The 26,468-nt window shown below is 46.5% G+C and carries 27 protein-coding genes and 4 pseudogenes; 12 read left to right on the top strand and 19 right to left on the bottom strand.

Going from position 1 to position 26,468, the window contains the following annotated elements:
• Positions 1-26: 26 nt before the first annotated feature.
• The 9 genes and pseudogenes from NG346_RS12735 to NG346_RS14700 form a co-directional block, all read right to left on the bottom strand.
• Positions 27-455, bottom strand: coding sequence for an Hsp20/alpha crystallin family protein (locus tag NG346_RS12735; RefSeq protein ID WP_081657713.1), 429 nt, complete (start codon positions 453-455; stop codon positions 27-29).
• Between the two features lie 247 nt (positions 456-702).
• A complete protein-coding gene (locus tag NG346_RS12730; RefSeq protein WP_262288822.1) occupies positions 703-1,458 on the bottom strand; it encodes an energy transducer TonB in 756 nt (251 codons plus the stop codon).
• A gap of 35 nt (positions 1,459-1,493) precedes the next feature.
• Positions 1,494-2,033, bottom strand: a complete 540-nt coding sequence (locus tag NG346_RS12725; RefSeq protein ID WP_262281068.1) for a beta-class carbonic anhydrase — start codon at positions 2,031-2,033, stop codon at positions 1,494-1,496.
• A gap of 407 nt (positions 2,034-2,440) precedes the next feature.
• Entirely contained in the window at positions 2,441-3,136 is a 696-nt protein-coding gene (locus NG346_RS12720; protein ID WP_262281067.1) for an MBL fold metallo-hydrolase, read from the bottom strand.
• Positions 3,137-3,159: 23 nt separating this feature from the next.
• Positions 3,160-3,672, bottom strand: a pseudogene (msrA, locus tag NG346_RS12715) (peptide-methionine (S)-S-oxide reductase MsrA); the annotation flags it as partial.
• A 42-nt stretch (positions 3,673-3,714) separates the two neighbouring features.
• Positions 3,715-4,095, bottom strand: a complete 381-nt coding sequence (locus tag NG346_RS12710; protein WP_262281066.1) for a YccF domain-containing protein — start codon at positions 4,093-4,095, stop codon at positions 3,715-3,717.
• A gap of 271 nt (positions 4,096-4,366) precedes the next feature.
• Positions 4,367-4,477: pseudogene (locus NG346_RS12705) on the bottom strand (cysteine peptidase family C39 domain-containing protein); the annotation flags it as partial.
• A gap of 18 nt (positions 4,478-4,495) precedes the next feature.
• Positions 4,496-6,778, bottom strand: a complete 2,283-nt coding sequence (locus tag NG346_RS12700; RefSeq protein WP_262288821.1) for a TonB-dependent receptor domain-containing protein — start codon at positions 6,776-6,778, stop codon at positions 4,496-4,498.
• 93 nt (positions 6,779-6,871) lie between these two features.
• Positions 6,872-7,113: pseudogene (locus tag NG346_RS14700) on the bottom strand (IS30 family transposase); the annotation flags it as partial.
• Between the two features lie 123 nt (positions 7,114-7,236).
• Here NG346_RS14700 and NG346_RS12690 point away from each other — a divergent pair.
• The gene (locus tag NG346_RS12690; protein WP_262281063.1) at positions 7,237-7,365 is read left to right on the top strand and encodes a hypothetical protein; all 129 of its coding nucleotides are present in this window, start codon (positions 7,237-7,239) and stop codon (positions 7,363-7,365) included.
• A 63-nt stretch (positions 7,366-7,428) separates the two neighbouring features.
• Here NG346_RS12690 and NG346_RS12685 read toward each other — a convergent pair whose 3' ends face one another.
• Together NG346_RS12685 and NG346_RS12680 are read right to left on the bottom strand one after the other, a co-directional pair.
• Entirely contained in the window at positions 7,429-10,521 is a 3,093-nt protein-coding gene (locus tag NG346_RS12685) for a DUF3427 domain-containing protein (RefSeq protein ID WP_262281062.1), read from the bottom strand.
• 100 nt (positions 10,522-10,621) lie between these two features.
• Complete coding sequence (locus NG346_RS12680) at positions 10,622-11,740, bottom strand: 5-methyltetrahydropteroyltriglutamate--homocysteine S-methyltransferase (RefSeq protein ID WP_262281061.1); 1,119 nt, start codon at positions 11,738-11,740, stop codon at positions 10,622-10,624.
• Between the two features lie 160 nt (positions 11,741-11,900).
• Here NG346_RS12680 and NG346_RS12675 point away from each other — a divergent pair, with 160 nt between their 5' ends.
• A complete protein-coding gene (locus NG346_RS12675) occupies positions 11,901-12,395 on the top strand; it encodes an Lrp/AsnC family transcriptional regulator (RefSeq protein WP_262281060.1) in 495 nt (164 codons plus the stop codon).
• Between the two features lie 152 nt (positions 12,396-12,547).
• Here the strand turns inward: NG346_RS12675 and NG346_RS12670 are convergent, their stop codons facing one another.
• The gene (locus NG346_RS12670; RefSeq protein ID WP_262281059.1) at positions 12,548-12,850 is read right to left on the bottom strand and encodes a helix-turn-helix domain-containing protein; all 303 of its coding nucleotides are present in this window, start codon (positions 12,848-12,850) and stop codon (positions 12,548-12,550) included.
• 32 nt (positions 12,851-12,882) lie between these two features.
• Positions 12,883-13,359 carry a cupin domain-containing protein gene (locus tag NG346_RS12665; RefSeq protein WP_262281058.1) on the bottom strand — a complete coding sequence of 159 codons (477 nt, stop codon included), beginning with the start codon at positions 13,357-13,359 and terminating at the stop codon, positions 12,883-12,885.
• Positions 13,360-13,578: 219 nt separating this feature from the next.
• Between NG346_RS12665 and NG346_RS12660 the strand changes: the two genes are divergently transcribed.
• From NG346_RS12660 to NG346_RS12650, 3 genes are all read left to right on the top strand, one after another.
• Positions 13,579-14,757: a MoaF-related domain-containing protein gene (locus NG346_RS12660; protein ID WP_262281057.1), complete on the top strand. Its 1,179-nt coding sequence runs from the start codon at positions 13,579-13,581 to the stop codon at positions 14,755-14,757.
• Positions 14,758-15,069: 312 nt separating this feature from the next.
• On the top strand, positions 15,070-15,777 hold the full coding sequence (locus NG346_RS12655; protein ID WP_262281056.1) for an acyl-[acyl-carrier-protein] thioesterase: 708 nt from the start codon (positions 15,070-15,072) through the stop codon (positions 15,775-15,777).
• Between the two features lie 28 nt (positions 15,778-15,805).
• Positions 15,806-15,961 (top strand): hypothetical protein, encoded by a 156-nt coding sequence (locus NG346_RS12650; RefSeq protein WP_262281055.1) that lies wholly within the window; start codon positions 15,806-15,808, stop codon positions 15,959-15,961.
• 190 nt (positions 15,962-16,151) lie between these two features.
• Here the strand turns inward: NG346_RS12650 and NG346_RS12645 are convergent, their stop codons facing one another.
• Together NG346_RS12645 and NG346_RS12640 are read right to left on the bottom strand one after the other, a co-directional pair.
• Positions 16,152-16,580: an Hsp20/alpha crystallin family protein gene (locus tag NG346_RS12645; RefSeq protein ID WP_262280600.1), complete on the bottom strand. Its 429-nt coding sequence runs from the start codon at positions 16,578-16,580 to the stop codon at positions 16,152-16,154.
• A gap of 251 nt (positions 16,581-16,831) precedes the next feature.
• A complete protein-coding gene (locus tag NG346_RS12640) occupies positions 16,832-17,251 on the bottom strand; it encodes a hypothetical protein (RefSeq protein WP_262281054.1) in 420 nt (139 codons plus the stop codon).
• Between the two features lie 160 nt (positions 17,252-17,411).
• Here NG346_RS12640 and NG346_RS12635 point away from each other — a divergent pair, with 160 nt between their 5' ends.
• A complete protein-coding gene (locus NG346_RS12635) occupies positions 17,412-18,716 on the top strand; it encodes an IS1380 family transposase (protein ID WP_262281053.1) in 1,305 nt (434 codons plus the stop codon).
• Positions 18,717-19,047: 331 nt separating this feature from the next.
• On the opposite strand, the gene NG346_RS12630 is transcribed toward NG346_RS12635, so the two are convergent.
• From NG346_RS12630 to NG346_RS12620, 3 genes are all read right to left on the bottom strand, one after another.
• Positions 19,048-21,120, bottom strand: coding sequence for a TonB-dependent receptor (locus NG346_RS12630; RefSeq protein ID WP_262281052.1), 2,073 nt, complete (start codon positions 21,118-21,120; stop codon positions 19,048-19,050).
• A gap of 51 nt (positions 21,121-21,171) precedes the next feature.
• Positions 21,172-21,921: a winged helix-turn-helix domain-containing protein gene (locus NG346_RS12625; protein WP_262281051.1), complete on the bottom strand. Its 750-nt coding sequence runs from the start codon at positions 21,919-21,921 to the stop codon at positions 21,172-21,174.
• Between the two features lie 267 nt (positions 21,922-22,188).
• Positions 22,189-23,064 carry a helix-turn-helix domain-containing protein gene (locus NG346_RS12620; RefSeq protein WP_262281050.1) on the bottom strand — a complete coding sequence of 292 codons (876 nt, stop codon included), beginning with the start codon at positions 23,062-23,064 and terminating at the stop codon, positions 22,189-22,191.
• A 142-nt stretch (positions 23,065-23,206) separates the two neighbouring features.
• Between NG346_RS12620 and NG346_RS12615 the strand changes: the two genes are divergently transcribed.
• The 6 genes from NG346_RS12615 (at position 23,207) to NG346_RS12585 (ending at position 26,197) form a co-directional block, all read left to right on the top strand.
• Complete coding sequence (locus NG346_RS12615) at positions 23,207-23,656, top strand: DUF4440 domain-containing protein (RefSeq protein ID WP_262281049.1); 450 nt, start codon at positions 23,207-23,209, stop codon at positions 23,654-23,656.
• A 56-nt stretch (positions 23,657-23,712) separates the two neighbouring features.
• Positions 23,713-24,420, top strand: a complete 708-nt coding sequence (locus NG346_RS12610) for a phage Gp37/Gp68 family protein (RefSeq protein WP_262281048.1) — start codon at positions 23,713-23,715, stop codon at positions 24,418-24,420.
• Positions 24,421-24,747: 327 nt separating this feature from the next.
• Positions 24,748-25,104: an MmcQ/YjbR family DNA-binding protein gene (locus tag NG346_RS12600; protein WP_262281047.1), complete on the top strand. Its 357-nt coding sequence runs from the start codon at positions 24,748-24,750 to the stop codon at positions 25,102-25,104.
• Positions 25,101-25,343, top strand: coding sequence for a hypothetical protein (locus tag NG346_RS12595; protein WP_262281046.1), 243 nt, complete (start codon positions 25,101-25,103; stop codon positions 25,341-25,343). Before NG346_RS12600 ends, NG346_RS12595 begins: the two co-directional genes overlap by 4 nt.
• A gap of 55 nt (positions 25,344-25,398) precedes the next feature.
• On the top strand, positions 25,399-25,590 hold the full coding sequence (locus tag NG346_RS12590) for an MmcQ/YjbR family DNA-binding protein (protein WP_262281045.1): 192 nt from the start codon (positions 25,399-25,401) through the stop codon (positions 25,588-25,590).
• A gap of 58 nt (positions 25,591-25,648) precedes the next feature.
• Positions 25,649-26,197, top strand: coding sequence for a hypothetical protein (locus NG346_RS12585; RefSeq protein WP_262281044.1), 549 nt, complete (start codon positions 25,649-25,651; stop codon positions 26,195-26,197).
• On the opposite strand, the pseudogene NG346_RS12580 reads toward NG346_RS12585, so the two are convergent.
• Positions 26,182-26,468 (bottom strand): annotated as a pseudogene (locus tag NG346_RS12580) (IS1634 family transposase); the annotation flags it as partial. The gene NG346_RS12585 and the pseudogene NG346_RS12580 overlap by 16 nt on opposite strands.

Here is a 26,468-nt window from a genome sequence, read left to right as displayed (position 1 = left end):
AATACCACTGAGCAGCAACGCCGGGGTTATGCGACCTCAATGCGTTTTGTCTCCTTCTCAGCCTTCTGAGTGCGAGGAAGTGTGATATGAAGCACACCGTTATTAACCTTTGCCTCAATCTTGTCCTTCTCCACATCCTCAGGCAGCGTCAGAGCCTGCTCATAATTGCTGTATGAGAACTCGCGGCGCAGATAGTGCTCCTTCTTGTTCTCGTCCTTCTTTTCGTCCTTGTGCTCCATCTTGATGGTCAGATTGCCATCCTTGTCGACGTTCACCTTGAAGTCATCCTTCGTGGTGCCTGGAGCAGCAAGCTCTACTTCGTACTCTTTATCATTTTCCTTGACATTGATAGCAGGTGCTGTGACGTTCATGCGCGGCATCCAACTTGTGTTCAACATATCGTCGAAATCATTGTCAAGCCAATTGTTCATGTCTCTCAATACCGGATACAACATAAGTCAAAACCTCCTAATTATCAATTAATTCGTTCTTAATTTATCCTCGGCTCATTCATCGTCCTCAGGTTCCTTTCGTTGCCTTCGTCCGACTTCTGAACTTCACTGATCTCAATGCAATATCCGTGCCTATAAACAAATGGTGACAAATCGTGCCATCATTGTCAGTAATGCTTAAAATATTTACACTTTGCTGACAACAGTGGCACATATGTAAACTTGTTATCCTCTGCGCAACACACTATGTCTAGTATCGGAAAGATACTGGGAGGTTATATCTCACACGGACGGGTTTTCCGTCTTGTTTCCCTGGAACCCAACGCGGCATACCCTGCACCACTAGCAAAGCCATCCGGTCGAAAGCAGGATCTAAGGAGCGCTTAATCTCTATGTCAGAAAGGGCTCCATCAGGCTCCACGATAAAAGAGACTACTGCACGCCCCACTACGTCACTCTGCTCTGCCTCTTCTGGGTATCTCAAATTCTCATTTATATACCGCATCATGGCAGATTGGCCTCCCGGGAAATGAGGCATCTGTTCTACCACATCATAAATTCGACCCTTCCATTTTGTTGAATCATACGGTATCTTTTCTGTAGTCTTGCTGAAATGGCTACCATTGTATTCTAATAGCTTAAACGTAATTTTAAAGCGACGGTCTTCATATAAACTAGTAGATTTATAATAGCTGTAATTTCTACGTGCCTCAAAAGCGGGTATATCCACTTGCCTAGTCATTGACGGAGCTATGTCAATGTCAGTCTTGCAATAATCTTTATAGTCAAGCAGAGTACCACTCATATCAAAATAACACAGACGGAATCTTACATTACAAATCGTTTGTTTCGTATGATTCCGAAGGGATAGCGTTCCTTCTGTATCATTCCAATTTTGCTCATAGCGTACCATGGTAACAGCCATACTATCACATGCTGTATCGTTGGCAAATGAAGCTTGGATACAGAATACTACCATTGATAAAAGTAAAAAGAAATGCTTCATATTCAATTGCCTAATAAATTATTAATGTAGAATGATTACGCATTCAATTCCGTGAGTGCTCCAGTTGTGGAATCGATGATAAAACCGCGGACAATGATGTTGTCGGGAACGAGCGGATGGTTCTTCACCCGTTGCATCGTCGCCCGCACACTCTTTTCCGTGTCGCCGAAGCCGTTGAGCCACTGGTGGAGGTCGATGTGCTGTTCCACTTCCGCTACCTTGTCAGCGTCAATCCGCTCTCGAATCAGATGCTCCATGTGCTCGCCGGTCATCTTTCCAGCACCGCAATCCGTGTGGTGGATGAGCATAATCTCCTCAATGCCCAACTCATAGATGCCCACGATGATAGACCGCATGACTGCGTCATAGTCGTCGAGGATGACGCCGCCTGCCACCTTAACAATCTTCACCTCACCATTCTTGATGCCTAATGCCTCAGGCAGCATCACGCTCAGACGGGTGTCCATACATGTGACTATAAGCGTCTTGCCTGACGGCTTGCCATCGGTGATATGCTTCTCGTAGCCCTTCCCGGCAACAAAGCGTCGGTTGTTCTCCAGTATTTCGTCAATCATAATAGCAATCAGTTATATTACAGCAAATTTCCATGCGTTGAATATTATATAAAGACCAAAAATATTATTATAACATTAGATGCTATATAAGAAAGCATACATACCCACCATTGAGTAAGAATTTTATTTTTTCTAAACTTTTCATATGCTCTCGTACAACTATTTTTCATAAAAGGATAGAGAATAATCCACGTTAGGAAAAAACATATTAGTATGTTGAGAGTATTATATCCTATTCCGAATGCCTTTAAAAGTCTATCAAAAAGAAGACTAATCGGAATTGATAGAAAAAATGAACACCCTAAATATGGCGTTTCGTTCCAAAAGGGATCGGCACATGCAAGCCTATAAAAAACATATATTATATAATCAAGTACCAACATCAATCAAACTTTTTATCCATATAGTTATAAAATTTGTCCCCTACCAGAGCACCTTGGGCTTGATGATCTTGGCGGCGCGGGCGTCTGCTCAGGTGTCATGGTGAACGGCTGGTTGGTGGAGAGGAAAGCCACGTCAATGTTTTTGATGTTCCGCATCTCTGGAATATCCTCGGTATCGCCGGAGATATATACACGGAAACCGTCAAGAGTCAGTATGAAACCGTTGTCCCTGCCTTTGGGATGATATTTCTCTTTGCCCGGAGTGGTGTTGTACGCCGACACGGCATCCACCCGGATGTCATCAGCCAGCTGCAGATGGTCGCCATTGTGCATGACCTTTCCCTTGCCGATGATTTTGGCGCAGTTCGCATTCGTGATGATTACGGTCGTTGGTTTCTCCAGTTGATGGATAGCTGCTGTGTCGCAGTGATCAAAGTGCTCATGTGTCACGAAGATGTAGTCAGCTTTGGGATAGGCGCTATAGTCCGTCGTCGGCTTCAAGCCACGCACCGGATCCACTTCTATCTCACGACCGTCAAACGTGATGCGGATGCTGCCATGTTTGATGGCGGTAAAGACAATCTCTTTGCCGCTCTTGATCTTGAACGTGTCTGTCTGGACAGCAGCGTCCTTTTGTAAAGTACTCTTCTTCCCTGTGCAGGCTGCGAAAGCCATTGTTGCCATCAAAAGCAACATGGTCAGTAATATATTCTTCTTCATCTCGATACAGTTTTTATTGAGTATCACTTCTTTGTGTCCTTTGCCTTGCTCGCAAACTCAAACAAGCTTTGCGGCAGATGACAGTAACCGTCGGGATTCTTGTCGAGATAATCCTGGTGGTAATCCTCCGCCTTGTAGAAGTTCTGTAAAGGCTGGTTCTCAACGGCAATCTTTCCGTTGATGTGCTTCTGCTCTTCGGCAAAGACCTCGTTGATAATCTTCTCGTCATCCTTGTCGGTGTAATAGACACCGGTGCGGTACTGCGTTCCGGTATCGTGGCCCTGGCGGTTAATACTGGTTGGATCTATGGCTTTGAAATACATCTCCAACAGAAACTTCAATGAAACCTTTGCGGGATCGTAGGTGACATGGACGGTTTCGGCAAAGCCGGTTTTGTCGGTGCATACCTCTTTGTAAGTCGGGTTTTCCGTTAAGCCATTGGCAAAGCCAACCTCTGTGTCCACCACTCCATCAATCTGCTTGAAGTAATGCTCGGTGCCCCAAAAACAGCCTCCGGCAAGATATATATCCTTCAAATTCTCTTTTTCCATATTTATCCGTTTTATGTTTTCTGTATATTAGAAATCGTTGTTGACTATTTCCTTCCCGAATGGTGCCAGTGCCAGGCGCATCAGCCGGAAGTGCATCTTGCCCCAAGGAATGCCGACGATGGTGATGCTCAGGAGCAGACCAAAGTCAAGATGTGTCAAGGCTATCCAGAAGCCACCGACGAAGAACCACAGTACATTCATGATCATGTTCAGGCATCCAGCATCCTGCGGCTGGTCAACAATTTGTGAGCCAAAAGGCCACAGTGCAAGAATACCCAGCCGCATGGTGGCAATGCCGAATGGGATGCCAATGATGGTGATCATCAGCAGGAGTGATGAAACGAAGTACTCCACTGCGATGCCCAATCCTCCAAAGACGAGCCAAATGATATTTCCTAATATCTTCATGAATTCAATCTCGGTTTCAAATGATGAACGCTTTTGCTTGCAAAGATAATGAAAATCACTGAAAGCAAAGAATGGACATCATCAATTTAGGTAGTCAAACAAATTAATAGGATTAAAAGGTTCGAGTCTTTTTTGAGGGGGGGGTGGTACAAGGGGGGGGATCCTTCCGATACCGTGAAAATCAAGGGTAGTCAACTCAACTGTGTCAGGGGCGTTTTCCCGTTAGGCATTAACCTCGGTCGGCGGGACGCGATTTTCAATCGCGTCCCGCCGACCGAGAATCTATAGAATATTCTTTGCCGAAATGTTTGCAAATCATTTGCAAGCAGGCTATGCCACATTGCATTGAGTCATGCTGATATATGATTGTTATTTTTCCCATTTTAAGAACACCGTAGAATTACATTCTGTTCTTCTGGCTTTGACCTGCTCCTGTACCCTTATACTTGCTTCGAGTGACATTGAACTTATAACGGACTGTCAATGAGATTTTACTTGTTGAGAACTCATCGAAGATGGTTTCCTTCAGTTTGCCGTATTTACCTATGATGTGACTGTCGTTCGTACCAAACACGTCGTTGACATAAAGCTGGAAAGTCAAGCAGTCCTTCAGAAAGCCCTTGTATATAGACAAGTCGGTGTCGAACATCGGTTTGTAGATATAATGGTTCTCCTCATATCCCTTTGTGATGTAAGTCATCATAACGGAGAACATCGCCCATTTCGTATCGAAAGTGTTGTTGAATTTAAGTTCCGCTATAGGCTTGTTAAGATAATATCCGTCCCTTGTCTCTAACTTGAACCATTGCTTCTCAATCAATGCTGACAGCTCTGGATGCCAAATGCCAAAGGTAGGCTGCAAGGTGAGCGACGAAGTCACATTGTTATAAGATTCGCCATTTATCATCCTCATCAACCCAATGGTGGCATCGTCCTTATACATCTCTACAGTCTGATATATCGGATCGGATACATGTTCATAAGTCAAGTTGAAAATCAACCATTTATAGGCGAGGTCGTAACTTATATTTCTTGAAATCTCTGAGACAAGAAACGGATTACCGGTCTCGTATGTATAGTGGTTGCTATATTGCACACCACTTCTTAATACCCAGTAGTTAGGACGATCGATGTCGGCTGCATAGCTCAGCTGCATCTGTACATTGCCAAACGGCATCGAAAGGCTGAGAGACGGAAACCAGTTGCCATAAGTTTTGCTTTGCTCCGCCATATACTTACCATCGTCGTAATATTTGAAATCAACATTCTCGTATCGCAATCCCGCTTCCATGTTCAACTTGCCAAAGTCACGACTATAGGTAACGAACGCAGAGGACATGCTCTCTTTAATGCGGTCTCTTACATTGTCGGCAAGAGTGTTTGGAATGATGGCGTAGTTGGTGTTACGGTTTGTGAATGAATACTCGCCACCTACAGACAAGCCACCACCCAACAGCGGATAAGAGAGCACCAATTTGGAAGCTATCAGGCGGTTGTATTTTGAAGTGGTACTGTTTACAAGTTGGTTTTGTATTTCCGAGTTTACCTCCTGATAATGCTCATCTATATTGTTTTTATTGTTTCCTTTAGACCAAAACCAGTCGGTATTGAAGTCAATGCCCAATTTCCCTGCCTTGCCTACATAATATATATTGCTTGACAAGTTGCTGTTCTGCCCAAATTCTGATCTGACAGAAGTGCTGGTCTCCGTCAAATCTTCATTTATCAGTACAGAGCCTTCCGTCTTTCCGGCTGTTATCAGCTTTGGATTGCGTAAGAAACTGAAGCTTGCTCCCAACGAATTGTTGTCGTCAAACTGATAACTGACATTCAAGCGAGAACTAAAAGTTTCGGTTTTGTTTTTCCATCGTGTTTTGTCCTGTTGGTTCCATGTCTTGTCGAGATATGTCATTTGCTGCAAGTCTTTCTCGTCTGGCGATGATTGTTTTGCGCCATAGGCGTAAGCACCAAGCTCCAATCCGCTCTTACGGTAATACATATTCAGTCTGTCATATCCGCCAATGTTCTTTTTCTCGTCGTACGATCCTTCTGTTGTAGCGTCAAAACCGAATCCATCTCCTTGTATCTTCTTCGTTGTGATACGGATGACGGCCTTCGTGCTTGCAGCATAACGAGCACCTGGGTTAGATATTACTTCAACCGACTTGATGTTGTCCGAACTCAAACGGTCGAGTTCGCTTCTGTCTCTCATCTGTCGTCCATTGATATAGATGATAGGCTCGCCACGTCCAAACACCTTTATGTTGCCATTCTGTGCAGACACATTAGGTATGCGGTCGAGCAGATGCTCCATTGTTCCTGCCTTTTCAAGGACAGAACCAACAATAGTAGTCACCATTCCCCCATTTTTCAAAACGGTCTTTGGCAAAGATGATTTTACTACCACTTCGTCGAGCATCCTGCTATCTTCTTCCATCTTGATAACTCCCACATTCTCACCTGTGCAGTCCTTGAATATTGTCTTATAGCCTACAGAAGTTACCTTGAGGATTCCACCGCTGCAAGAGGAGTTGATGGAAAAGCACCCGTTCTCTCCACTCACAGCCCCATTGACAAATGTTGAATCTTGACGGTTTAGGAGCACTACATTTGCAAAGGCCAAAGGTTCTCCTTTGGAATCTACAATCTTTCCTGAAATGTTCTGTGCCATCATCTGTGCCATTGTTGAGAAACAAACGACTATTGTCAAGAAAAACGTTTTCATAATACGACTTTTTTATAATCAAACAGGCGGAATCAATTCGCAAGTGCAAATTTACAAAGTTTTTTTGTAGACGACTTCATCAGGAGTGAGAAAATTTAATTTTTCCCTTGGTCTTGCGTTAATTTTTCTTTGTATCATCTTTATTCTCTGTTGACTTACATTCTTGAAATCGGTGCTATTGGGTATGTAGAGCCTTATGAGGCCGTTTGTGTTTTTGATGCACCTTTTTGCCATGGGGCATGAGGATCGGCAAAGTACACTATTACGCCCAGCTTTTTCGTAATGTACTCATGACGGATACCATAAATGTGTCTACCTATGAATAAAGCAGGCTAGCAGCATCGTCACAACCCTTTTTACCGCATTTGCTATCTTTATTGCCGTTTGCAAAGTTATGGATATCCGACTATGACAACATGTCGGCTACCTGCTATGGCTTTGAGGCCAAATATCCCGAACCGGGTGATGACGCCGATACTACAGACTGCATCTTCTCGACGAGTCCGGCTTCACCCATCTCACCGACTATGCCGCAGGTGTCATAAAATGTCCCCAGCATCTGTCCCTCAACAGTATCCGTAAGGCTACGGTAGTTGCCATAGTTTATTCTACCCTACCCTTAATTTTTCTGCTTTATCAAGAATCTTACCTGGTATTTCATTCTCCATACGCCATGTGATGGTCATCGGACGGTCACCACGGGATGAGACATACCTGACGGGACCAAGACAATAATAGGACTCTGTCAGGCCATAAGCATCCTTCTTTTGTTCTCTGACGAAAAGCAGAAACTGTTGATGTGTCTGTGCCTGGTCCACATACCGTCTGCCGGCATTGTCGTGGCTGGCAGTATTCTGGCTCTGCCATTGGAAAAGAGTTTCACTGATCGCATAATCTTCATACTGTGTACTCGGCGAAAAATCCCTATCACTCTTATTGAGGGTGACCCACAACAGTTCTGTTTTTCCGTCCACCTTATAGATACCACTCTGTGCGCTGAGGCTCTTCTCGGCTGTGATCCGTCCGAAGAGAATAAGTTGTTCCTCCCGGGAATAGCAGCCATAGAGTTCGAGAGGAACATCATTGGGCAGACTGCCTATAAGCCGCGTCGCTAAATCGACATGCTCCTTGAGCCAGGACATTATTTCCTTTACCTCTTCTACAAACAGCGGATGGGCGGCGAAGGTGCGGAATCCTTCGTCGATCGTTGAGAAGCCCATTTTCCCTATGGGCGCATTGTACAAAGCATAGTAGAACATCAACGCCCATTTTGCCTCCTTGCCAGCATGCTCATACATGAAATTATTCGCTATGAGCCGCTGGATGAAGCTGATATAATCTATAGAGTTGATATGCAACAAGTTGCTGAGATTACGCTCGTAAACGCTTGTATACTTGTCTTCCTCGTAACGAACCTGGTTAGCCAGTTTCATATAGAGCGACCAGCATTTATTGTTCTTATAGATCTGTCGGATGTCAAGGTCAAACTGCTCCAGGAAATGGCTGAGCGTCAATTCCCGTCCTGTGTTTGTCTGGAACAATTGCATCTCATTGACGATACGCCGCTGATTGAAAATGGCCGAACGGATATTGTCAAGGATATACTTCTGGGCGATCTTATCCATCGTGATAGCGCACCCGCGGGGAAGCATTGGAAATCCCTCTTTTATTTGAGAAGCTATGGACTTGTCGGAGGGACTGAGCAGCGGACGGAGCCTGCTCTCAAAGCTATAGTTGTGGTGAGCTTGCAGCACGAAGTCGAGAACCGTAAGACAATCCTTGTCCGGTGCCAAGCGAAGACCACGGCCGAGCTGTTGAAGGAATATAGTAAGACTCTTGGTCGGTCGGAGAAAGAGGACAGTGTCAATCTCAGGAATATCAACACCCTCATTGAGGATATCTACCACACAGAGATAGTTTATTTTCCCCGTCTCAAAGCGCTCCAACACACGGCGGCGCCGCTCTTCGGAATCTTGTCCGGTGAGGGTATCGGCGCGATATCCAGCCTCCCGAAGTCCTTCAGCTGTAGTGCGTGCATGCTCGATGTTGATGCAGAAGCAAAGCGCCCGACAGTTCATCTCGTCAGCGAGGTATTTAGGAATCGTGGCGGTAATGAGATTGAGGCGGTTGCGCGTATTTAGTTTTGCTGCAAGCTCACGCTCATCGTATCCTGCTGCCGTCCATCTCACATTCAAGAGATTGGCCGTGTCGTCGCCTATACAGAAATACTGGAACGGGCACAGCAACATGCGGTTGATGGCTTCCGGCAGACGGATCTCTGCAGCTATCCGGTTGTCAAAATCTGGTAGCAGGCTCTGTCCGTCGGCACGCTCCGGCGTAGCTGTCAGTCCGAGGAGAACAGAAGGATTGAATTGCTGAAAGAGAATGCGATAACTGTTTGCCGTGCTGTGATGAGCCTCATCGACAAGGATGTAGTCGTAAAAATCATGCCTCATCCTCGTGAACAGCTCCCTATTGCTGTTGAACGTCTGGATAGAGATAAAGAGATGATTCAGGTTGCCCGTCGCCGACGGCTGGTATTCTCCCACCCATAATTCACCGAAAGTAGGATCATTGAGCACGGAACGGAACGTTCGGATACTCTGTTCGAGAATCTCTTTTCGGTGCACGATAAACAGCAGGTTATGGTGATCAGGATGAGCATCATGGAACCGCTTGTAGTCGAAGGCTGCGATGACCGTCTTTCCCGTTCCCGTGGCAGCCACGACAAGGTTACGGAAGCTGTGATGGACCTCACGGGCAACAGAAAGCTTGTCGAGGATCTCTTTCTGTTCCGGACGAATCATATATCTTGCCAACACAGTGGGGTGCTCACTGTCGTTCTTATGCTGTTCGGCATAGATGGCACGTCGAAAACGCTCCTCGTCATAGGGTTCAAAGTCGGGACGGTTCCAATAGGTATCAAAGGTTGCCAAGGCGGCTTTGATGATTTGTGGGTTCTCCTGTGACGTCACGCGAATATTCCATTCCAGTCCTGTCATGGCCGACTTCGTCAGATTGGAGGAACCAATATAAGCGGTATGGAGACCACTATTGCGGAGAAAGATATACGACTTGGCATGGAGCCGGTCGAGCGTTGTGTCGTATGTGACCCGAATGTCTACCTTCTCTGGACTGAGCTCTTTTAGAAATTGCAAGGCCTTAGGCTCTGATGCCGCCATGTAAGAGGTCGTGATAATATGCATACGGGCATCAGGGCGCTCCAAGAAATGACTGAGGGAATCTTTGAAAATCCTCACGCCCGAAAACTTGATGAAAGCAACAATCCAATAGATCTCGTCGGCCGACTGAATGTCAAGGTTGATCTCACTCTGCAGAGACAGGTCGTGATTGCTGCCTGTGAAAAGGTTACTGACGGTGAATCCTGATTTCGGACGGAGTAGGTTATAAGCCTTGATCTGTTGCTCATTCTTACCCGCCCTGGAAATAATCCCGCTGAGCAAGTAATTTTGTACGACCAACAAGTCATCAGCAGTATCACACGACCACTCGCCTTCTATGAAGTGGAGAATCTTGTTAATGAATGATATCCGTTCTTCAAGACTTTCAAAGAGTTTGTCGTCAGTCAGTAACCGGGAAAGGATTTTGGAAATATACAAACTGACAAAGCGCGGAAAGACACTCATCCCACTGCTCAACCAATTGGTGGACTGGTCGTTGGACAACATGGATGCTATCATAAGGCACCGAAAGAAATATGCATTGTAGATTATGCATCACAAAACGGCATATTCTGCGCTACATTGTCGCTGTAGATGGTGCTCAACCCTGCGAAGAAACTTATCCCCAGACCTCTTTTGCGATCTCTCTTACGAGATCTATCTTCGCCCACTGTTGAGCCTCAGTGAGTTTATTGCCAATCTCGCAGGATGCAAATCCACACTGCGGACTGAGGCACAGTCTGTCGAGTGGTACATACTTCTCTGCCTCGCGGATACGACGCTTCACCTCTTCCTTGTCTTCCAATACAGGCAATTTGGTCGTTATCAATCCGAGAACGACCTGCTTGTCTTCAGGAATATACTTCAGTGGTTCGAAACTGCCTGAGCGCTCGTCGTCGTATTCCAGATAGAAGGCATCGACGTTTTCCTGGGCAAACACATAGGGGGCTACAGGGTCATAGGCACCCTTGCTGGCCCATGATGAGTGGTAATTGCCCCGACAGATATGGGTATTGATAACAAGGTCATTCGGTTTGTCTTGCAGAGCAAGATTGTTCACCTCAAGATAACGCTCAGCTTCTCCTTCAAGCGTGAAGCCGGTGCCCGCTATTGCCTTCCAATAATCATCGTCGATGATCATTCCCCAAGTGCAATCGTCGAATTGCAGATTGCGGCAGCCCGCAGCATAGAGGTCTTTGATAACCTGACGATAGGCTGATGCGAGATCTTCTATCAGCTGATGCTCATCAGGATATATTTTCTGTGTATCTCTGGCATTATTGCCACGGAAGAACTCTGCAAGCGTCTGTGCCGGTGCAGGAATAGTCTGTCGGGCAACAATTCCCTCACCTTCAAACTGTTTCACATATTTAAAGTGCTCCACGAATGGGTGATTCTTGCCGCCAAGCTTGCCCGTTAATCGCGTAGATCCCTTCGTGGTCTCCTCATCGTGAAACTGGTATCCATGTTCCAGTTCTATATGCTCAACGCCCTCAAGACCCCACATAAAGTCGAGATGCCAGTATGCACGGCGGAATTCTCCGTCTGTAATATCTTGTAGTCCGTGCGCTTTCTCTTTCTCTATCAGATCTTTGATAAGACGATCCTCTACCGATTTTAGTTCCTGGGCACCGATTCTACCCTCGGCAAATTGTGCTCTTGCTTCCTTGAGTGCTTTCGGACGAAGGAAGCTTCCTACGAAGTCTGCGCGGAACGGCGCATGTAATGTACTGCTCATTGTTATTGTCTATTGTGTTAAACTTTTGATTTCGATGCAAAGGTAAGAACAATAAAATTATCTGCAAAATATTCTTTTGAATTCAGAAAAATGTGCTACTTTTGCAATCAGATAGTAAAATATGCAGAATATTATTCTACAAAATTAAGAGATAACTAATATGGCAAACCAAGATAAGCTCGACACTACTGATATTAAGATGCTGAAGATACTGCAACAGAACTCACGGCTCACCGTGAAAGAGCTTGCTGCAAAAGTAAATCTCTCCCCCACCCCGGCTTTCGAACGACAGAAGCGGTTAGAGCGGGACGGGTATATCCAGCGCTACGCTGCTATCGCAGACCACCACAAACTTGGAAACAACGTTATTGTGCTATGCAATATCCGACTTAAGCAGCATACCCACGATCTTATACAGCAGTTTATGGATGCAGTGCAGTCGATCGATCAGATCACGGAATGCTATAACACCACCGGCGACTATGATTTCCTTATTAAAGTTTACGCACGAGACATGAAAGACTACCAGGACTTCATGCTCAATACGCTTGGAAATATTAGTTGTGTTGGGAGCTTGCACAGCGTTATCGTTATCGGAGAGATTAAGGACTCACACGTTATACCAGTGGCAAGATACGAAGAAGAAAACCACTGACAAGGCATCTGTACAAACAGATGTTGCCAAGACCTGCCGATCTCTTTTCGCTCCATTGCTCAATAAAGAATGGAACGGAGAAAGCGTGCAACAACCACGACTGGTTCAAGTCGGCACCTGTCTACATGCTGTGTTTCAAGAATTTCTGCTTCTTACTCATTCTCTCTGTGTCGCAGTCGCATCTCCTTAGGTGGCAGTCCCATCACCTGCTTGAAGGCCCGGTTGAAGTTGGCTGGGGAGCTGAAGCCTGTATCATATGCAATCTGCTTAATAGACAAGGTGTTATCAGCTATCAACTCCAAGGACCGGATTATTCGCTGGTAACAAAGATAATTGCTGAGGGTAGTGCCCGACTCACTGAACAATCGGCTCAGGGTGCGTGTGGAGATACCCGCGGCATGGGCTGCATCGCTGGCTCTGATATTGTCAGCAAGATGCTTGTGAATATAGTCCATCGCCTTACGGAGTACAGGACTGCTTTCTGTGTCTATGCCGCGCAAGGGCAATGACAGTTGCCGTTCCACTCTGTGGAAGGTTTCAAAAAAAAAAGACAGAAACTGTGGAGTGTGGCATCACCCTCATCCACAACAGGGCCGCGCTTGGCAATGAAACTTAGATTAGCCCGTGCCCAAGGACATACATATAGCACGCTGAATGACTCAAAGGTCTTGACTTTGTCGTCAGGCAACTGAAAATAGAATATACGCAGGTTTATCTTCCGGTTGTTACTTGCCAACGCATGCATCATGCCGCTGGGAATCCAGCAAGTGTAGCCCTCAGGCACAAAGTATTCACGCGTACCGACAGTCACATGCAGAGAGCCGGCAATAGTCTCCACCACCTGTATGCAATGATGGCTGTGTGGTGCAAGGTCAACACCCTCGCGCCCCGTAACCTTGATGAGGACTTTTCCTTTCCCAACTTGTTCTACCTGACGAATAAAACTCTCTTGCTCTTCGTTCATTTACGTACCTATATTATTATATAATGTATAATTCAGTTATCCGCAAGGTTAGACCTTTGGTAAGGAATTCCGGCTTGGCGGTAATTGAGAATTCTTTGGCCTAATTTGCTAATGCTGCACAAAGATAATATATTAATTTTGCAATCGAAAATAAATCAGTAGAAATTGAACTGTCTTTCTTAATAAGACCATTGAATATTCATTCTAAACAAACAGTATATGCAACTAAAGAAAATTGTATTATCAGTCGTCCTGACTGTTATCGCTCTCAGCAGCGAAGCCAAGGGACTGGCACTGAAAGTCTATAATCCCGGCACCTCAGCCATCTTCCCGGTGACCTCCACCATCGTCTATGGTAAGAAGGACGCTGCGCTCATCGACGCACAGTTTCAGAAACAGTATGCTGAACAGATTGTGAAGGAGATCAAGAACATGAAGAAGAATCTGAAGTATGTCTTCGTGTCGTATCACGATCCAGACTACTACTTCGGTCTCAACGTCATCCACAAGGCTTTTCCCGAGGCAAAGATCATCTCTACGGCACAGACCGCTTATCTCATAGAGGCTTCCAAGGACATGAAGCTCGACGTATGGAAAAAGCAGTTGGGCGCCGATGCCCCCGACACGCTCATCGTGCCTGAGGTTGTCGACTCGCTGCCCGCTATCGAGGGCAATGCCTTGGAGGTGAAATACAGCAAAGACGACTCGGCCCATCCCTTTGTCTGGATTCCCTCGCTGAAGGCTATTGTTGGCGGTGGCAGCGTCACAGAGGGCGGTCACATTTGGATGGCAGACACTCAAGGCGACAAGGGCATCGCAAAGTGGCAGCAGGTGATCAGCGCCATGAAGCAACTGGAACCCGTCACAGTCGTTCCTGCACATTTCGTCAGTAGCGACTACAAGCCGCAAGTTCTCGACTTCGTTGGTAAGTATCTTGCCGACTACCGTCAGGCTGCCGCCAAGAGCAACAATGCTGACGAACTGACCGCCGCTATGGAGAAAGCTTGGCCGCAGTTGCCCGGGAAGGACAACCTCGTCTTCAGCGCAAAAGTTTTCAAGGGCGAGCAGGAGTGGAAGATATTCACCCCCTATCCACCCATCGGCCGAGCCATCAAGGTAGACTTCGGCGCCTTTGCCTTCCGCAACAGTTTCAAGGATGCCCACCACATGACATTCCTCGGTCTCAACGGAGTCTACAAGGGCGTTACCGACAACGTGCTGCCCAACGTCGTGGAGGTATCTCCAAACGTGTTCATGGTCTATTGGTCGGAGCCTAACTCCACCAAGAGCAACGTGGTGCATGTGCAGAACTACAACACGGGTACCGTGTGGACCAACATCGCCGCACCCGACGGTAAGTTCTACAATATGCAAGGCAAAATGAGCGTTGTGGAATAATAGTAGATTAGTAATTTTAATCTGAGCCATAACTCACCCTGCTTGGGGTGGGCTATGGTAGCCAGGGACTATGAGAATGTTGCACCAGTCACCTCCAAAAAGGGAGGTAAGGCGAGACTCTGACGTCGCCAGTATGCAAGATGCGAACCTTGATAGTATTCATTCTATTGAAAAATATCTTTTTATGCAACAAAGATACGATATTTCATCCGAACGACAAATAATTTCTGTATTTTTGTACCACTATAAGATAATTGCACACAGTCACTGGTTAGATAGCAAACGGTGATTTCATTCAATAAAAGATGAGACATGTATAGCATTGACAACATTGTAACGACAAGCACGTGTGACAAGGGCGGCAACCTGAAATTGTTCTCAGCGTTTCAGATGATGCAAGACTGCTCCGAGATGTGGATAGAGTCAGAACCTGGCGTGAAGACTTTCTTTGAGGAATCCGGTATGACACAACTGCTCGCCTCCAGAGAGGTGGAGATTGTAAGAGTACCGCGGTTCAAGGAAAAGCTCCGAACGGAGACATCGGTCTTTGATGTCAAGCCTATGTTTGGCTTCCGCAACACGTTCATCTATGACTCCGACGGCAACGTATGCTATAAGACCTGGTCAATGGGAGCCTTCGTCGACCGCATAAGCGGCAAGTTGCAGAGAATACCCGATGAGGTTCTCAAAACAGTAATGATTGAGTCCAAGAAGGACATGACCTACGGTGAACGACGAATCATTCTGCCAAAAAATGCAGCTTTCAAAGAGCAGGCCTCTGTCGCCGTAACCCACAACGATATTGACTATAACGGCCATGTGAACAACGCCAACTATATCCGTATTGCTATGGAGTATCTGCCTGAAGGATTCGCATACCGACATGTAAGGGTAGAATACAAGCGTCCCGTCAGATTCGGGGAGGTAATCGTCCCCAAGACATACTTGTCGACGGATGGCATCTTCTATGTAGAGTTGTTATCAGCCAGCGCCGTATGCGCCATCCTGGAGTTGAAATGATAGTTTGATGAACAAACCAAGAACTCAAATGGAACGATTCGTCAGAAAAGCAACAGCTGAGGACCTGCCGGTGGCTCTCGTTCTCATAGAGAGTGGACGGAGGAGTTGGCAAAGGCTGGATTCCACTACTGTGGCATCATCCATCTGCTCGACGGTGATGAGCGGTTGGCTTATCAGAAGATAATTGATTCACATTAATCTGGTGAGCCCATAGTGTTATTGAGCAGACACAAAAAAGGCGGCTTCCTTATTCAAGAAGTCGCCCCCGCCGGAAAAAGGGCGGCATATAGGAGATTATGTTGTAGAAACAAAAAAGGGACTGCTCCCCATGAAGAGAACAGTCCCTGTAATACCACTGAGCAGCAACGCCGGGGTTATGCGACCTCAATGCGTTTTGTCTCCTTCTCAGCCTTCTGAGTGCGAGGAAGTGTGATATGAAGCACACCGTTATTAACCTTTGCCTCAATCTTATCCTTCTCCACATCCTCAGGCAGCGTCAGAGCCTGCTCGTAATTGCTGTATGAGAACTCGCGGCGCAGATAGTGCTCTTTCTTGTTCTCGTCCTTCTTCTCGTCCTTGTGCTCCATCTTGATGGTCAGATTGCCATCCTTGTCGACGTTCACCTTGAAGTCATCCTTGGTGGTGCCAGGAGCTGCAAGCTCAACTTCGTAAGCCTTGTCGTTTTCCTTGACATTGATAGCAGGTGCTGTGACATTTACGCGCGGCATCCAACTTGTGTTCAACATGTCATCGAAATCATTGTCAAGCCAATTGTTCATGTCTCTTAAAACTGGATACATCATAAGTCAAAACCTCCTAATTATCAATTAATTCTTTATTTGTCATCAGCTCTTCCATCGTCCTTAGGTTCCTTTCGTTGCCCTCGTACGACGGCCGAACTTCACTGACATTTATACAATATCCGTGCCCATAAGCAAATGGTGACAAATCGTGCCATCATTGTCAGCAATGCTTAAAATATTTACACTTTGCTGACAACAGTGGCACTTGGCGGAGTCAATTAGCAAGTGCAAATTTTAATTAGTATGTAAGATCAAATAATATGCAGCCAAGCAAGAAAAACAAGCAAAATATAGAATGCTGTTAATCCGAGAATGGGTAAAACACGATAATACAATCCTTCTCTTGCCAATCTTTTTTTTTCTTCTTGATGCATTACTCTATACGCCTCTATTAAAGTTTGTATGTATTTCTTTTTTTTCAGTGTTATTTCCTGTATTGTTACAGTTAAGAATGTGATAACTAAAATAGGTATGGACAATCCGATAGCATTGATATGTAGCACAATAGCACACAAGCGCATAATAATAATGGCAATAGCAATCAAATGATAAAAGGATATTACCCATATCATTAAATACATTCTACTAACATCTATCTCTCTTGAATTCTTTTCATATCCATAAAACTCAAAAAAGAGCATTTTTTCGAAAATCCAACGGACCATTTGCATAATAATATATTTTACCTTAATTCCGCAACTAATTGCGCAATTCTTTATTAATATTTTTTATAAGTCTCTGAGGAACAATAAGTTCCCAAGAGTTTTGCCATTTGCAGAATTTTCACTAACTTTATGGTGTCAAAACAAAAATAGTTCAATTCTAAATGACATGGCAAAAGTAGCAATAAAATATGATAACATAGTCCCCTACGGCGGAATTTTTTATGCTATGAACGAATTTAAACGCGCAGGACTGGACAAACTGGTAGACGGGCGGCTTAATCTCCGCTGTGCGAACTATGGCTATCAGTACAGCGATATCATGCTTGCGATATTCTGTGTTTACCTCTGTGGCGGTGATCATATAGAGGATATAACCACCATTCTGAACAAGTATCTGAGCACTGCCCCCGATGCGAGGATACCAAGTTCTGACACCATCGCCCGTGGGCTGAAGGAGCTGAGCGCCATGAGTATAGCCTATACGAGTAAAGCTGGCAACGTATATGCGCATGATTCTGCAATGAAACTAAACTCCTTGATGCTTGACATGGCATTGCTGCTTGGCCTTCTGAAAAAGGGGCAGGGCATTGATGTCGACTTTGACAACGAGTTCATCCCCGCTGAGAAAAGCGACGCGCTGTATTCCTATAAAAAACAGCGCGGCTACTTCCCGGGCGTGATGACCTCCGGCCCGCTGATAATCGGCATTGAGAACAGGCAGGGCAACTCGAATGTCAAGTTTGAGCAAGTGGAGGAGCTGACACGCATGCTGGACAATATCGAGGCTCACGGACTTTACGTGCGCATGTTCCGTGCCGATTGCGGCTCGTTCATCAAGGAACTTGTTGAGGAGCTCTTTCTGCGGACAGAGACGTTCTACCTCCGTGCCAGCAGCTGTGCAGACCGCAGGCAGATGTATGAACAGTGCAAGGATTGGCGGCACACGACGGTAAACGGTCAGGACATGGACGTTGCCTCATTTGAATTCACCGAATTCCTTTCCGACTGGCATTTGCGGCTTGTAGTGCAGCGCACCAAGATGGACGCGGAACATGGAGAACGGTTCCTGCCCGGCATGGAATATATGTACCGTGCCATACTGACCAACGACCATGACAGCACCGAAGAACAAGTCATTGACAAGTACAATCAGCGAGGCGCATGCGAGAAGAATTTCGACGTTCAGAATAACGACTTCGGTTGGGCTCATCTCCCGTTCTCAACCATGGAGGACAACACGGTGTTCCTTCTCTTTACCCCCATGCTGAAGAATTTCTATCAGTACTTGTTGTCAAAGGTCAGCGCAATCTTTCCCGGTATAGACATGAAAAGTCGCCTTAAGCGCTTTATCTTCGCCTTCATTGTCGTCCCGGCGAAATGGGTCCGTGTCGCCAGGCAATGGACTCTGAATATCTACACTAAGAACAGATGGTTGCACTACTGGACAATTTTCAACGCCAGCTACGGATGAGCTAAACGTTTTGGAGGGTTAACAATTTAACATCCCTAATGGGGGTAAGGGGGGCTTTATGCGCTCATATCAGTTAGGATATGGCAAAAAGTCAGTTTGAACAAGAGAAATCGCATTCTGGGCGGTTTTGACCGCAATGACCTGAGACTATTAGTAGGGTTGCGGAATTGAGGTTTTAATAGAACGGCAGAGTCAATTAGCAAGTGCAAATTTACAAAGTCTTTTTGTAAACAACTTCATCTGGAGTGAGGAAATTTAACTTTTCCCTTCCCTTGATCTTGCCAATCGTTGAACGGTAAAAAGGTAAAAAAGAGTAAAGCTACCCTATTCCTCAATTTCTGCCGATGATCCCCGTCTGCGTGTCTTTATTGTTGAGCTTGCGCTGTGCTTCCTTGTATCTCCTGCCATGACTGAGCTTCCACGTGAAGTTGAGAGAGACGAAATTGCCGATGGTCTTGCTGCGGAGCTCATAGTCCTTGTGCATTAAGCGGTTGAGCAGGTGGGAAGACATCGCCTTGGGATTGGCCATGAAACAATGGTCCCACGTCAAGGACACGGAGCAGGGGCCGGCCTGATAGCTGCATTGCAGGGCCGGTGTGCCATAGTTCCATCCAAGGTTCTCGCCTTCGAGAAAGCGGTAGCCATTGTCGGCTTGTGCCGTGAGCGTCCAACGTCCGAGATAAGCTTCCAGGCTTCCGCCCACCATCCAGAAGTTATGAAGATGGGTGTAGTCGTCGCCAAAGTTGAAGTAGCGGAAGAAGCCTCCGTTGACATTGGCCACAAGACGGTCGGGAACGAGGGTGTAGGAGAAGTTGTCGATAAAGTAGAGCATCTTGATGCCCCGCTGATTGCGTTGGGTGTAGACAAACCGGTTGTCATCAGTACGGAAATACGCAGCCATGTTGCAATGGGAATGGTCGCGATAGTCAGCCTCCAGCGTGTTGTTCCATCGTGGTGAGAAATAGTTGAAACGCAACGTATGTTCGTCGCAGCGGTTGGGCTTAAGGTTCGGAGACCCCATCGTCCACTCACGTCCGTTGGTGCGGATGGCCGCATCACCGATCATCGCGATGCGGCTGAAAAAGCCATACTGCATAAAGTCATAGCTCAGGCTCAGTCCATGACCGAAGTTATAGGCTAACGTGGCTTGGGGTCGGAAGAGATTGAAATTGTAGTGCGCCTCACCCTGGGTATAGCGTTGGTTGCTCACGCCAAGACCGGCCACATAGGTCAGTGCGCCGAGACGGCCTTTGAGTTGGGCAAAGCCATAGACATACTGATTATGGAGTCGGTTAATGGCATCGACATCATCAGTGTAGCTGTTGCGCGTGTATTTGAGTTGGTAGTTGGCACCCAAGGACAGCGTGAAGGGCTTGAGCCGGTTCTCATAGATGGCTTCCCCGATGAGTGACGACGTGTTGCCCTTGACATGGTAGGCGTAAGGGCCACCCTCATCCATATAGTTATAGGAACGTGTGTGGATGTGCGTGCCCACCACGTTGGCCGTGATGCTCTGGTGACGGCCCAGCATCCTGACAAGATAGAGGTCGAGAACAGGAGAGAACGAGCGGTCGCGGGAGAAGTTCTTCACATCCGTGCCATTGACATCGGTGAGCACATCATTACCCGGACAATGATTGAAGTCGGCAGTCAGCTTTGCCTGCAAGACATTGCCGAGCGTGTCAGCCCGATTGTATTTCAGTGCGACCGTATTGCCAGCCGCTCTGCTCCGATGCTGCTTGTCCACACGCGAGACGATGTCGTGCGTGCCGTCGGTGAGCAGGTAATCGGTGAGGGTGCGTGCTTTCTCGTTGCGGTTGTCCTTATAGAAGAAGTTGTAAGTCAGTGCCCATTCCGATTTACCTCTGTTGACCTTTGCATAGACCATGTCGTCGCTATAGCGGGCCAGAGCCTGCGTAAGGTCGGTGCCGAGCTCGTATCCTGCGTCACTACGCCGTGTGTGGATATCGATGACGAAGGCAATGTCCTGACCATAGCGCACGCCGGGATTGTCGATATAGTCAATGGAGGTGACGCGCTTAGGGTCGAGTGCTGTCAGGTCGGACTTTGACGCGAGGGCACCGTTGATGCGTAGTTGCACCTCACCACGGTTGAGACGGTCGGCAATGGTGTGGCGTACGGCATCCACCTGAAGTTGAGGGAGGCTGAGAAGATGGAGAAGGGCATAGCCATTGGAGGCACTCGCGCGCTGAGCCACCGACGGGATAATATGGCGTCCGTCGGGACGGGAAGTTACGCGCGCTGCCTCCACGGTAACGCCTTTGAGCACTACCGCCGTGTCTGAGAGTAAAGAAGAGGAAGGCTTGGCGCTGCCGTGAATCTGTGCATAGCCCACTGTCACCGCGCCAAACGCAAGCATAAGGAGAAAGAAAATCTGCTTCATATCTTTGCTGTTTGTTTTTGTTGCAAAGATAGGAAGCAAATGGCTAAACGCCTAAGAATGAGACTGACATCTGTCTGACAATTGATATTTACCGCCTCTTTCTGTCGTAATGGTGAGGTTGCTGTTCTTGTCGAGTACGGGTTTCAGCCGTCGGATGAGCGTGTAGAGCGTGTCGCTGGCATCGGGCTTTTTCGGCCAAAGCGCCTGGCAGATGTCCTCCTTGCGCAAGCTGTGATGCTCATCGGCAAAGAACATCAGCATCAACTGGCGTTGCATGGCGGTGAAGTGGACAGGCTCCTGATGCTCATCATAGAATGTCTGTGAGGCTTCATCAAGGCGCAGACCGCCAAAGCCTCCGGCAATCGCCACGACCCGACGACGCGTCCACATCAGTGAGCCTGCCAGCCAAAGCAGCGACAAGACGAACAGCGACAGTGGCATACGCTGGTCAGAGAGGGACAGCACCGAAGCCACTGAACAGTTGGCATAGCCCCGGAAGGCTACGCGACGCGCTCCCCTGCCCCATGTCATCTTGCTGCTGGCAACCGTCTTCGGGTCCACATCCTCGGCATAGCACACCAAGGAATGGCGACGGAGCACCTCCAGCCGCAGATTGCTGCGATAGTCGCGGATGGTGTCGGGAGTGATCCACGCCTCTTGCTTATGGCGCAAGGTCTGGGTCAAAGCCTGGTTCATATCTGCTACCATCTCCTCTTCGGCACAACGATAGCTATGCATGCCTGCCCACACGGAGCAACACAGCAGGGTCACAAAGACCACAATAGTATAGAACGGTTTCATCGCAGAAATATCAATTTAGTGTTTCAATGATACAAAAGTAAAGAAAAAAAAGCGAAAACGCAAGAAGAAAGCCTATTTATAATAAGAAAAAGCGTATCTTTGCAATAACACAATAACCCAACAAACATGAAAAAATATCCATAAACACACTGAGACATCCTCCATCCTGCGGCTGATCAGCAACATGTGAGCCCAAAGGCCACAGTGCAAGAAATCAGGAGAGGTTGACCTTCCATGCTGATGTTTCTGAGAAATCAAACAGGATAATTACTTCGCATTATTCCTATAATTCATGGGCGTCTGTTTCTTGTAGTTGTAGAATACACGTGTAAAGTAGGTTGCCGTCTCAAAATGCAGTTGGGCAGCTATATCCTGTACGGACAAGGATGTATAGCGCAGCAGATTGCATGCTTCCTGCATGATACGGCTCAGGATATATTGCTTGGTTGACACACCTAACGATGATCGCACGAGCTTGTTGAGGTAGTTGGTGGTGATGAACAGCCGGTCTGCATAGAAAGCCACTCCGTGCTCCTCTTTATAGTGCTCTTCAACCAACGACCGGAAACCGTCAATATATCGATTGGCATTGACGGCCTCGTTGCTGTCAGTTTCTTTCTTGCTGTCTTCCATAAACCGAGCCCTATTGAGCAGCATGAGGGCCTCATAGAGCATGGCGCGAAGGATATGCTGATCTTGCTCGGGGCGGTGTATCTCACGTTGCATGTCAAGGTAGAGCTGGAGCAGACGTTCATTCAGCTTGTCGTCAAGGATAAGAAACGGTGAAGGCCGGTCTGCTTGCAGATAACGGAAATGGTCCAGGAAATGAGTATCGCTGAAGAAGTCGAGCAAGAATTCTTCTTCAAAGATAAGGTTGAGAGCCTCTAACTTGCTGTCTGCGCACATCGCCCAGATCTCCCCAGGAATAGATGTCAGCACATGGCCACGGCTCACCGTGGCAGCGTGTCCGTTGATAGTTACTGCCTCTGAGCCGCTTGTGATGAGCAGGAGACTGTAGAAGGTCTCACGATAGACCGGCGTGCGGTGGATGTCGGGCTTCATCTTGTCTAAGTTCACCACATCTACCAGCAATTCAGCACCATACTTGTGCTTGAAGAACTTATAAAGAGGTATCCGCTTCATTGTACGGACAAAGATAATTCTAAAAAATGACACTGCCAAGCAAAAGTCCCGAAAAGTGACATTTTCCTCCATTTTATTTCATGGGAGAGAAACCGATTCTCCCTAACTTTGCAACCGAAAACAAGAGATATAAATCAGACAAATGATGAACAACAATTGGTACAAGAACGAGGAAGAAGAGAAGTTGGCCGAGAAACTCATCAGCATGGAGAAAGCCGCACTGAAGAAATGGTTCACAGGTGACAGTTCGGGCTATCGTGATCTGTGGTCGAAGAAGAACTTCAGCTATTTCGATGCGGTATGTGTGAATCGTGTGGACACTTACGATGAGATAGCAAAGCTTGCCACAGAACGCGTTGACGGAAAGTTGTATGCTAAGCATTATGAGGTACGCAATGAGCGCGTGCAGGCAGCGAAAGATATGGCTGTGCTCACCTATCAACTGTATTGTGAAAGCAATCTCATCAACGTCAACTACAACTGCATTGAAGTGTTCCAGAAGGAGGAAGACGACTGGCATGTCATTCATTCCACATGGTCCGTTATCCGTCCGATGGAGATGGACTTCAGTGCTATGAAGGAAATTGTCTGAGTTAATAATGAGTGTGATGGTGGTTAAAGAGAAATCAGAATAAATAAGACTGAAGGATGATTGTCTGGAATTTAGTGCATGGCTGCCACCGCAAAAGCGAGGGGTGCAAACATTGCTATGTCTTCACGCGCGATGAGGAGAATGGCGTAGACACTAATCTCGTCAGAAAGACGGCATCATTCAACCTACCACTTCGCCGCAACCGAAAAGGGGAATGGAAAATTCCATCAGGAACAGAGGTGATGACATGCTTCTCATCTGATTTCTTCTTGCCGGAAATGGACGCATGGCGGGAAGAAGCATGGGAGATGATGCGCTTTCGCCGCGACCTCCGATTCTATATGGTCACCAAGCGGCCAGAGCGCATCCTTCAATGCCTGCCTGCTTTCTGGAACGAGATAAAGGAACGCATAACCATCTGCTGCACGATGGAGAATCAACGGCGCGTTGACGAAAGGCTACCTGTGCTGTTGTCATTACCTTTACCTCACAAGGAAATTATTGTGGAACCGATGTTAGGCCCAGTAGACTTTCACCGCAACCTTGAAGACATAGCTTGCATCACCGTTGGTGGCGAGTCGGGAAGAGATGCCCGTCCCTGCCGTTACGAATGGGTGCTTGATGTGCGCAGGCAGTGCATGGATGCCGGTGTACATTTTCATTTTATGCAGACTGGCGCATGCTTCATCAAGGACGGTAAGACTTATCGTTTGACTCACAGCATACAGATGCAACAAGCACGGAAAGCTGATATAGACTGCTGACATGGAATTGATCGTGCCTCGTCCGTTTCACAATCGTTTCACGTCTGAGGGACGTTCTTTTCATTTCTGAGACAGTCCTTAATTCTTCTTCCACGACAATTATTCTCTATCAAATTGTCGTACTTGTCGATATAAAGTTGTACCTTTGAGGCTGATATAAATAACTCTTCAGTTTATGACATTCAAATAATTAGCAACGAAGCGTTTCACCGTGCGCAAGTACACGGACGAGCCGGTCAGTAAGGACAATTTAGAATACATCATTGATTGTTTGCGACTGGCAATGCTTCCGAGGATAAAACACAGTTGAATTAACATCATCAAACAATGAATATCGAAGAAGTTTGTCTTTATGCTTTGTCCTTGCCGGGGACAACGGAAGACCAGGCTTATGGTGCGGATTGGGTATTGTTTCGTATTGAGGGAAAGATCTTCCTGCATATATGGCTCAATGCCCCGGAACCGACTTGTGCCGTGAAACTTCCACCCGAGCAAGGACAGACGCTGCGCGACCATTATGACGGCATCCGTCCGGCTTACCACTTAAATAAGGTGCATTGGAATGATGTTTTTCTCGATGAGATTGATGGTGATATGGTGAAGGACCTTATTAATCAGTCTTATCGGCTTGTACTCAGTAAACTGCCCAAGCGGTTGAGAGATAAATATAGTTTTGAGAAATGAACACAGCAGACATTGACACGACCAATATGTGTTCGCACTTGCGGCATAAGCTGATGGATGCTGACGGCATCTATCATCATGTATGGCAAACGATACAAGACAACCCGGAATTGACGGCGGTCGTCCGTTCCCGTCAGCTTCATATCTACCGCAACGGTAATAAAGTGCTGGTACTGAAAGGGAAAGCAGAACCACAGATCGTCAGGGAAGATCCGATAGACGAATTAATCAAACAATGACAATGGAATCAAGAAAAGATATTGCATGTGAGTTCTTGGAGGATGAATTGAAGAAATGATGAACGTAGAGGATTTGCGGTCATATTGTCTTTCTCTCGACGCTGATGTGGTGGAGAAATTCCCTTTCACGGCCTTCAAATATGCTAAGGATGTGCTGGCATTCTATATCTCGGGCCACATGTTCTGCTATTTCGACATCAATGACCTGAGTAATGTGACGGTTTTATCTAAAATCATACCTGTATAACACTAAAAGTTGCGATAATTGAGGAATTATGAGTACCTTTGCCAATAAAAGGTATGATATGAACAAGTTTCCTACATCATATGAGATATTTGGATTGGACTGCTTAGGAGAAGAAGCAAGTGAATCTTTGAAAATGGAATACATATTCCATTGTGTAGACGATTGTATTTCAGAAACACTTAATCCATACAAAGAAATCTTCAACAGCAAATCATTTCGATTCGAAGAAGGAGAAATGGAGTGGTTGTCTGGACCTACTGGATTTATCTTTGGTGAAGATGAATCTATTGCTCCTGTGAATAGGTTTATGCGATGTGATTCATTCATGAAACTTAAAGGATCAAAGTACGAACATCTATTATATCCAGACCACATTATCAAGCCATCTTCAGATGAAGATTATTTGGAACCAATTGGAGTTGAATTAGATTATGCTGAAAATCACATAGATGGCAATTGTGATTATTATTCCGACATTGATGAAGAGTCATATCAAAGAGTTGTCTGTACCTATAGAGAAGCTGCTGAAGATGGCAATTTAAATGCCCTATGGTGTCTTGGCTGTGCCTTAACCCACATTGCAGATATATCTCATGTAACTGATTGATTCTCAGTATTGGCATTTTTTGAGGGTGGCTTTGGGTGTACCACGGATTTTATTTTTCCAAGGGGATGTGGATTGATTCCGAGCATGCGATAGAGGTTGGATAGCTTCTCTTCCGCCTCAGTGCATTGCCTCACCCGTATGGTCTCACCGTTTTCTGCTTTCAGTTCTGCAGTGACAAGCACCTGCGTGCTTGCTATGCGTATGATTTCTTCCCATCTGACATTGTCGTACTTCTTCACTTTTAACCTGTACTTGGTCACGGAGACCAGCC

It is taken from the genome of Hallella absiana, assembly GCF_025457485.1.
Lineage (GTDB): Bacteria > Bacteroidota > Bacteroidia > Bacteroidales > Bacteroidaceae > Prevotella > Prevotella absiana.
This window is presented reverse-complemented; position numbering and strand designations above follow the sequence as displayed.

Bases quoted from the DNA above. Each gene is read 5' to 3' on its own strand.
- NG346_RS12670 (WP_262281059.1), bottom strand. From the start codon at position 12,850: ATGGACTATATTCACAAGCATCTTGCTGACAATATCAGAGCCAGCGAT.
- NG346_RS12660 (WP_262281057.1), top strand. From the start codon at position 13,579: ATGCAACTAAAGAAAATTGTATTATCAGTCGTCCTGACTGTTATCGCT.
- NG346_RS12640 (WP_262281054.1), bottom strand. From the start codon at position 17,251: ATGCAAATGGTCCGTTGGATTTTCGAAAAAATGCTCTTTTTTGAGTTT.
- NG346_RS12615 (WP_262281049.1), top strand. From the start codon at position 23,207: ATGATGAACAACAATTGGTACAAGAACGAGGAAGAAGAGAAGTTGGCC.
- NG346_RS12590 (WP_262281045.1), top strand. From the start codon at position 25,399: ATGATGAACGTAGAGGATTTGCGGTCATATTGTCTTTCTCTCGACGCT.
- NG346_RS12730 (WP_262288822.1), bottom strand. From the start codon at position 1,458: ATGAAGCATTTCTTTTTACTTTTATCAATGGTAGTATTCTGTATCCAA.
- NG346_RS12700 (WP_262288821.1), bottom strand. From the start codon at position 6,778: ATGGCACAGATGATGGCACAGAACATTTCAGGAAAGATTGTAGATTCC.
- NG346_RS12595 (WP_262281046.1), top strand. From the start codon at position 25,101: ATGAACACAGCAGACATTGACACGACCAATATGTGTTCGCACTTGCGG.
- NG346_RS12635 (WP_262281053.1), top strand. From the start codon at position 17,412: ATGGCAAAAGTAGCAATAAAATATGATAACATAGTCCCCTACGGCGGA.
- NG346_RS12680 (WP_262281061.1), bottom strand. From the start codon at position 11,740: ATGAGCAGTACATTACATGCGCCGTTCCGCGCAGACTTCGTAGGAAGC.
- NG346_RS12610 (WP_262281048.1), top strand. From the start codon at position 23,713: ATGATTGTCTGGAATTTAGTGCATGGCTGCCACCGCAAAAGCGAGGGG.
- NG346_RS12620 (WP_262281050.1), bottom strand. From the start codon at position 23,064: ATGAAGCGGATACCTCTTTATAAGTTCTTCAAGCACAAGTATGGTGCT.
- NG346_RS12735 (WP_081657713.1), bottom strand. From the start codon at position 455: ATGTTGTATCCGGTATTGAGAGACATGAACAATTGGCTTGACAATGAT.
- NG346_RS12690 (WP_262281063.1), top strand. From the start codon at position 7,237: ATGTCGGCTACCTGCTATGGCTTTGAGGCCAAATATCCCGAACCGGGT.
- NG346_RS12725 (WP_262281068.1), bottom strand. From the start codon at position 2,033: ATGATTGACGAAATACTGGAGAACAACCGACGCTTTGTTGCCGGGAAG.
- NG346_RS12720 (WP_262281067.1), bottom strand. From the start codon at position 3,136: ATGAAGAAGAATATATTACTGACCATGTTGCTTTTGATGGCAACAATG.
- NG346_RS12585 (WP_262281044.1), top strand. From the start codon at position 25,649: ATGAACAAGTTTCCTACATCATATGAGATATTTGGATTGGACTGCTTA.
- NG346_RS12645 (WP_262280600.1), bottom strand. From the start codon at position 16,580: ATGATGTATCCAGTTTTAAGAGACATGAACAATTGGCTTGACAATGAT.
- NG346_RS12655 (WP_262281056.1), top strand. From the start codon at position 15,070: ATGTATAGCATTGACAACATTGTAACGACAAGCACGTGTGACAAGGGC.
- NG346_RS12685 (WP_262281062.1), bottom strand. From the start codon at position 10,521: ATGATAGCATCCATGTTGTCCAACGACCAGTCCACCAATTGGTTGAGC.
- NG346_RS12665 (WP_262281058.1), bottom strand. From the start codon at position 13,359: ATGAACGAAGAGCAAGAGAGTTTTATTCGTCAGGTAGAACAAGTTGGG.
- NG346_RS12600 (WP_262281047.1), top strand. From the start codon at position 24,748: ATGAATATCGAAGAAGTTTGTCTTTATGCTTTGTCCTTGCCGGGGACA.
- NG346_RS12630 (WP_262281052.1), bottom strand. From the start codon at position 21,120: ATGAAGCAGATTTTCTTTCTCCTTATGCTTGCGTTTGGCGCGGTGACA.
- NG346_RS12625 (WP_262281051.1), bottom strand. From the start codon at position 21,921: ATGAAACCGTTCTATACTATTGTGGTCTTTGTGACCCTGCTGTGTTGC.
- NG346_RS12710 (WP_262281066.1), bottom strand. From the start codon at position 4,095: ATGAAGATATTAGGAAATATCATTTGGCTCGTCTTTGGAGGATTGGGC.
- NG346_RS12650 (WP_262281055.1), top strand. From the start codon at position 15,806: ATGGAACGATTCGTCAGAAAAGCAACAGCTGAGGACCTGCCGGTGGCT.
- NG346_RS12675 (WP_262281060.1), top strand. From the start codon at position 11,901: ATGGCAAACCAAGATAAGCTCGACACTACTGATATTAAGATGCTGAAG.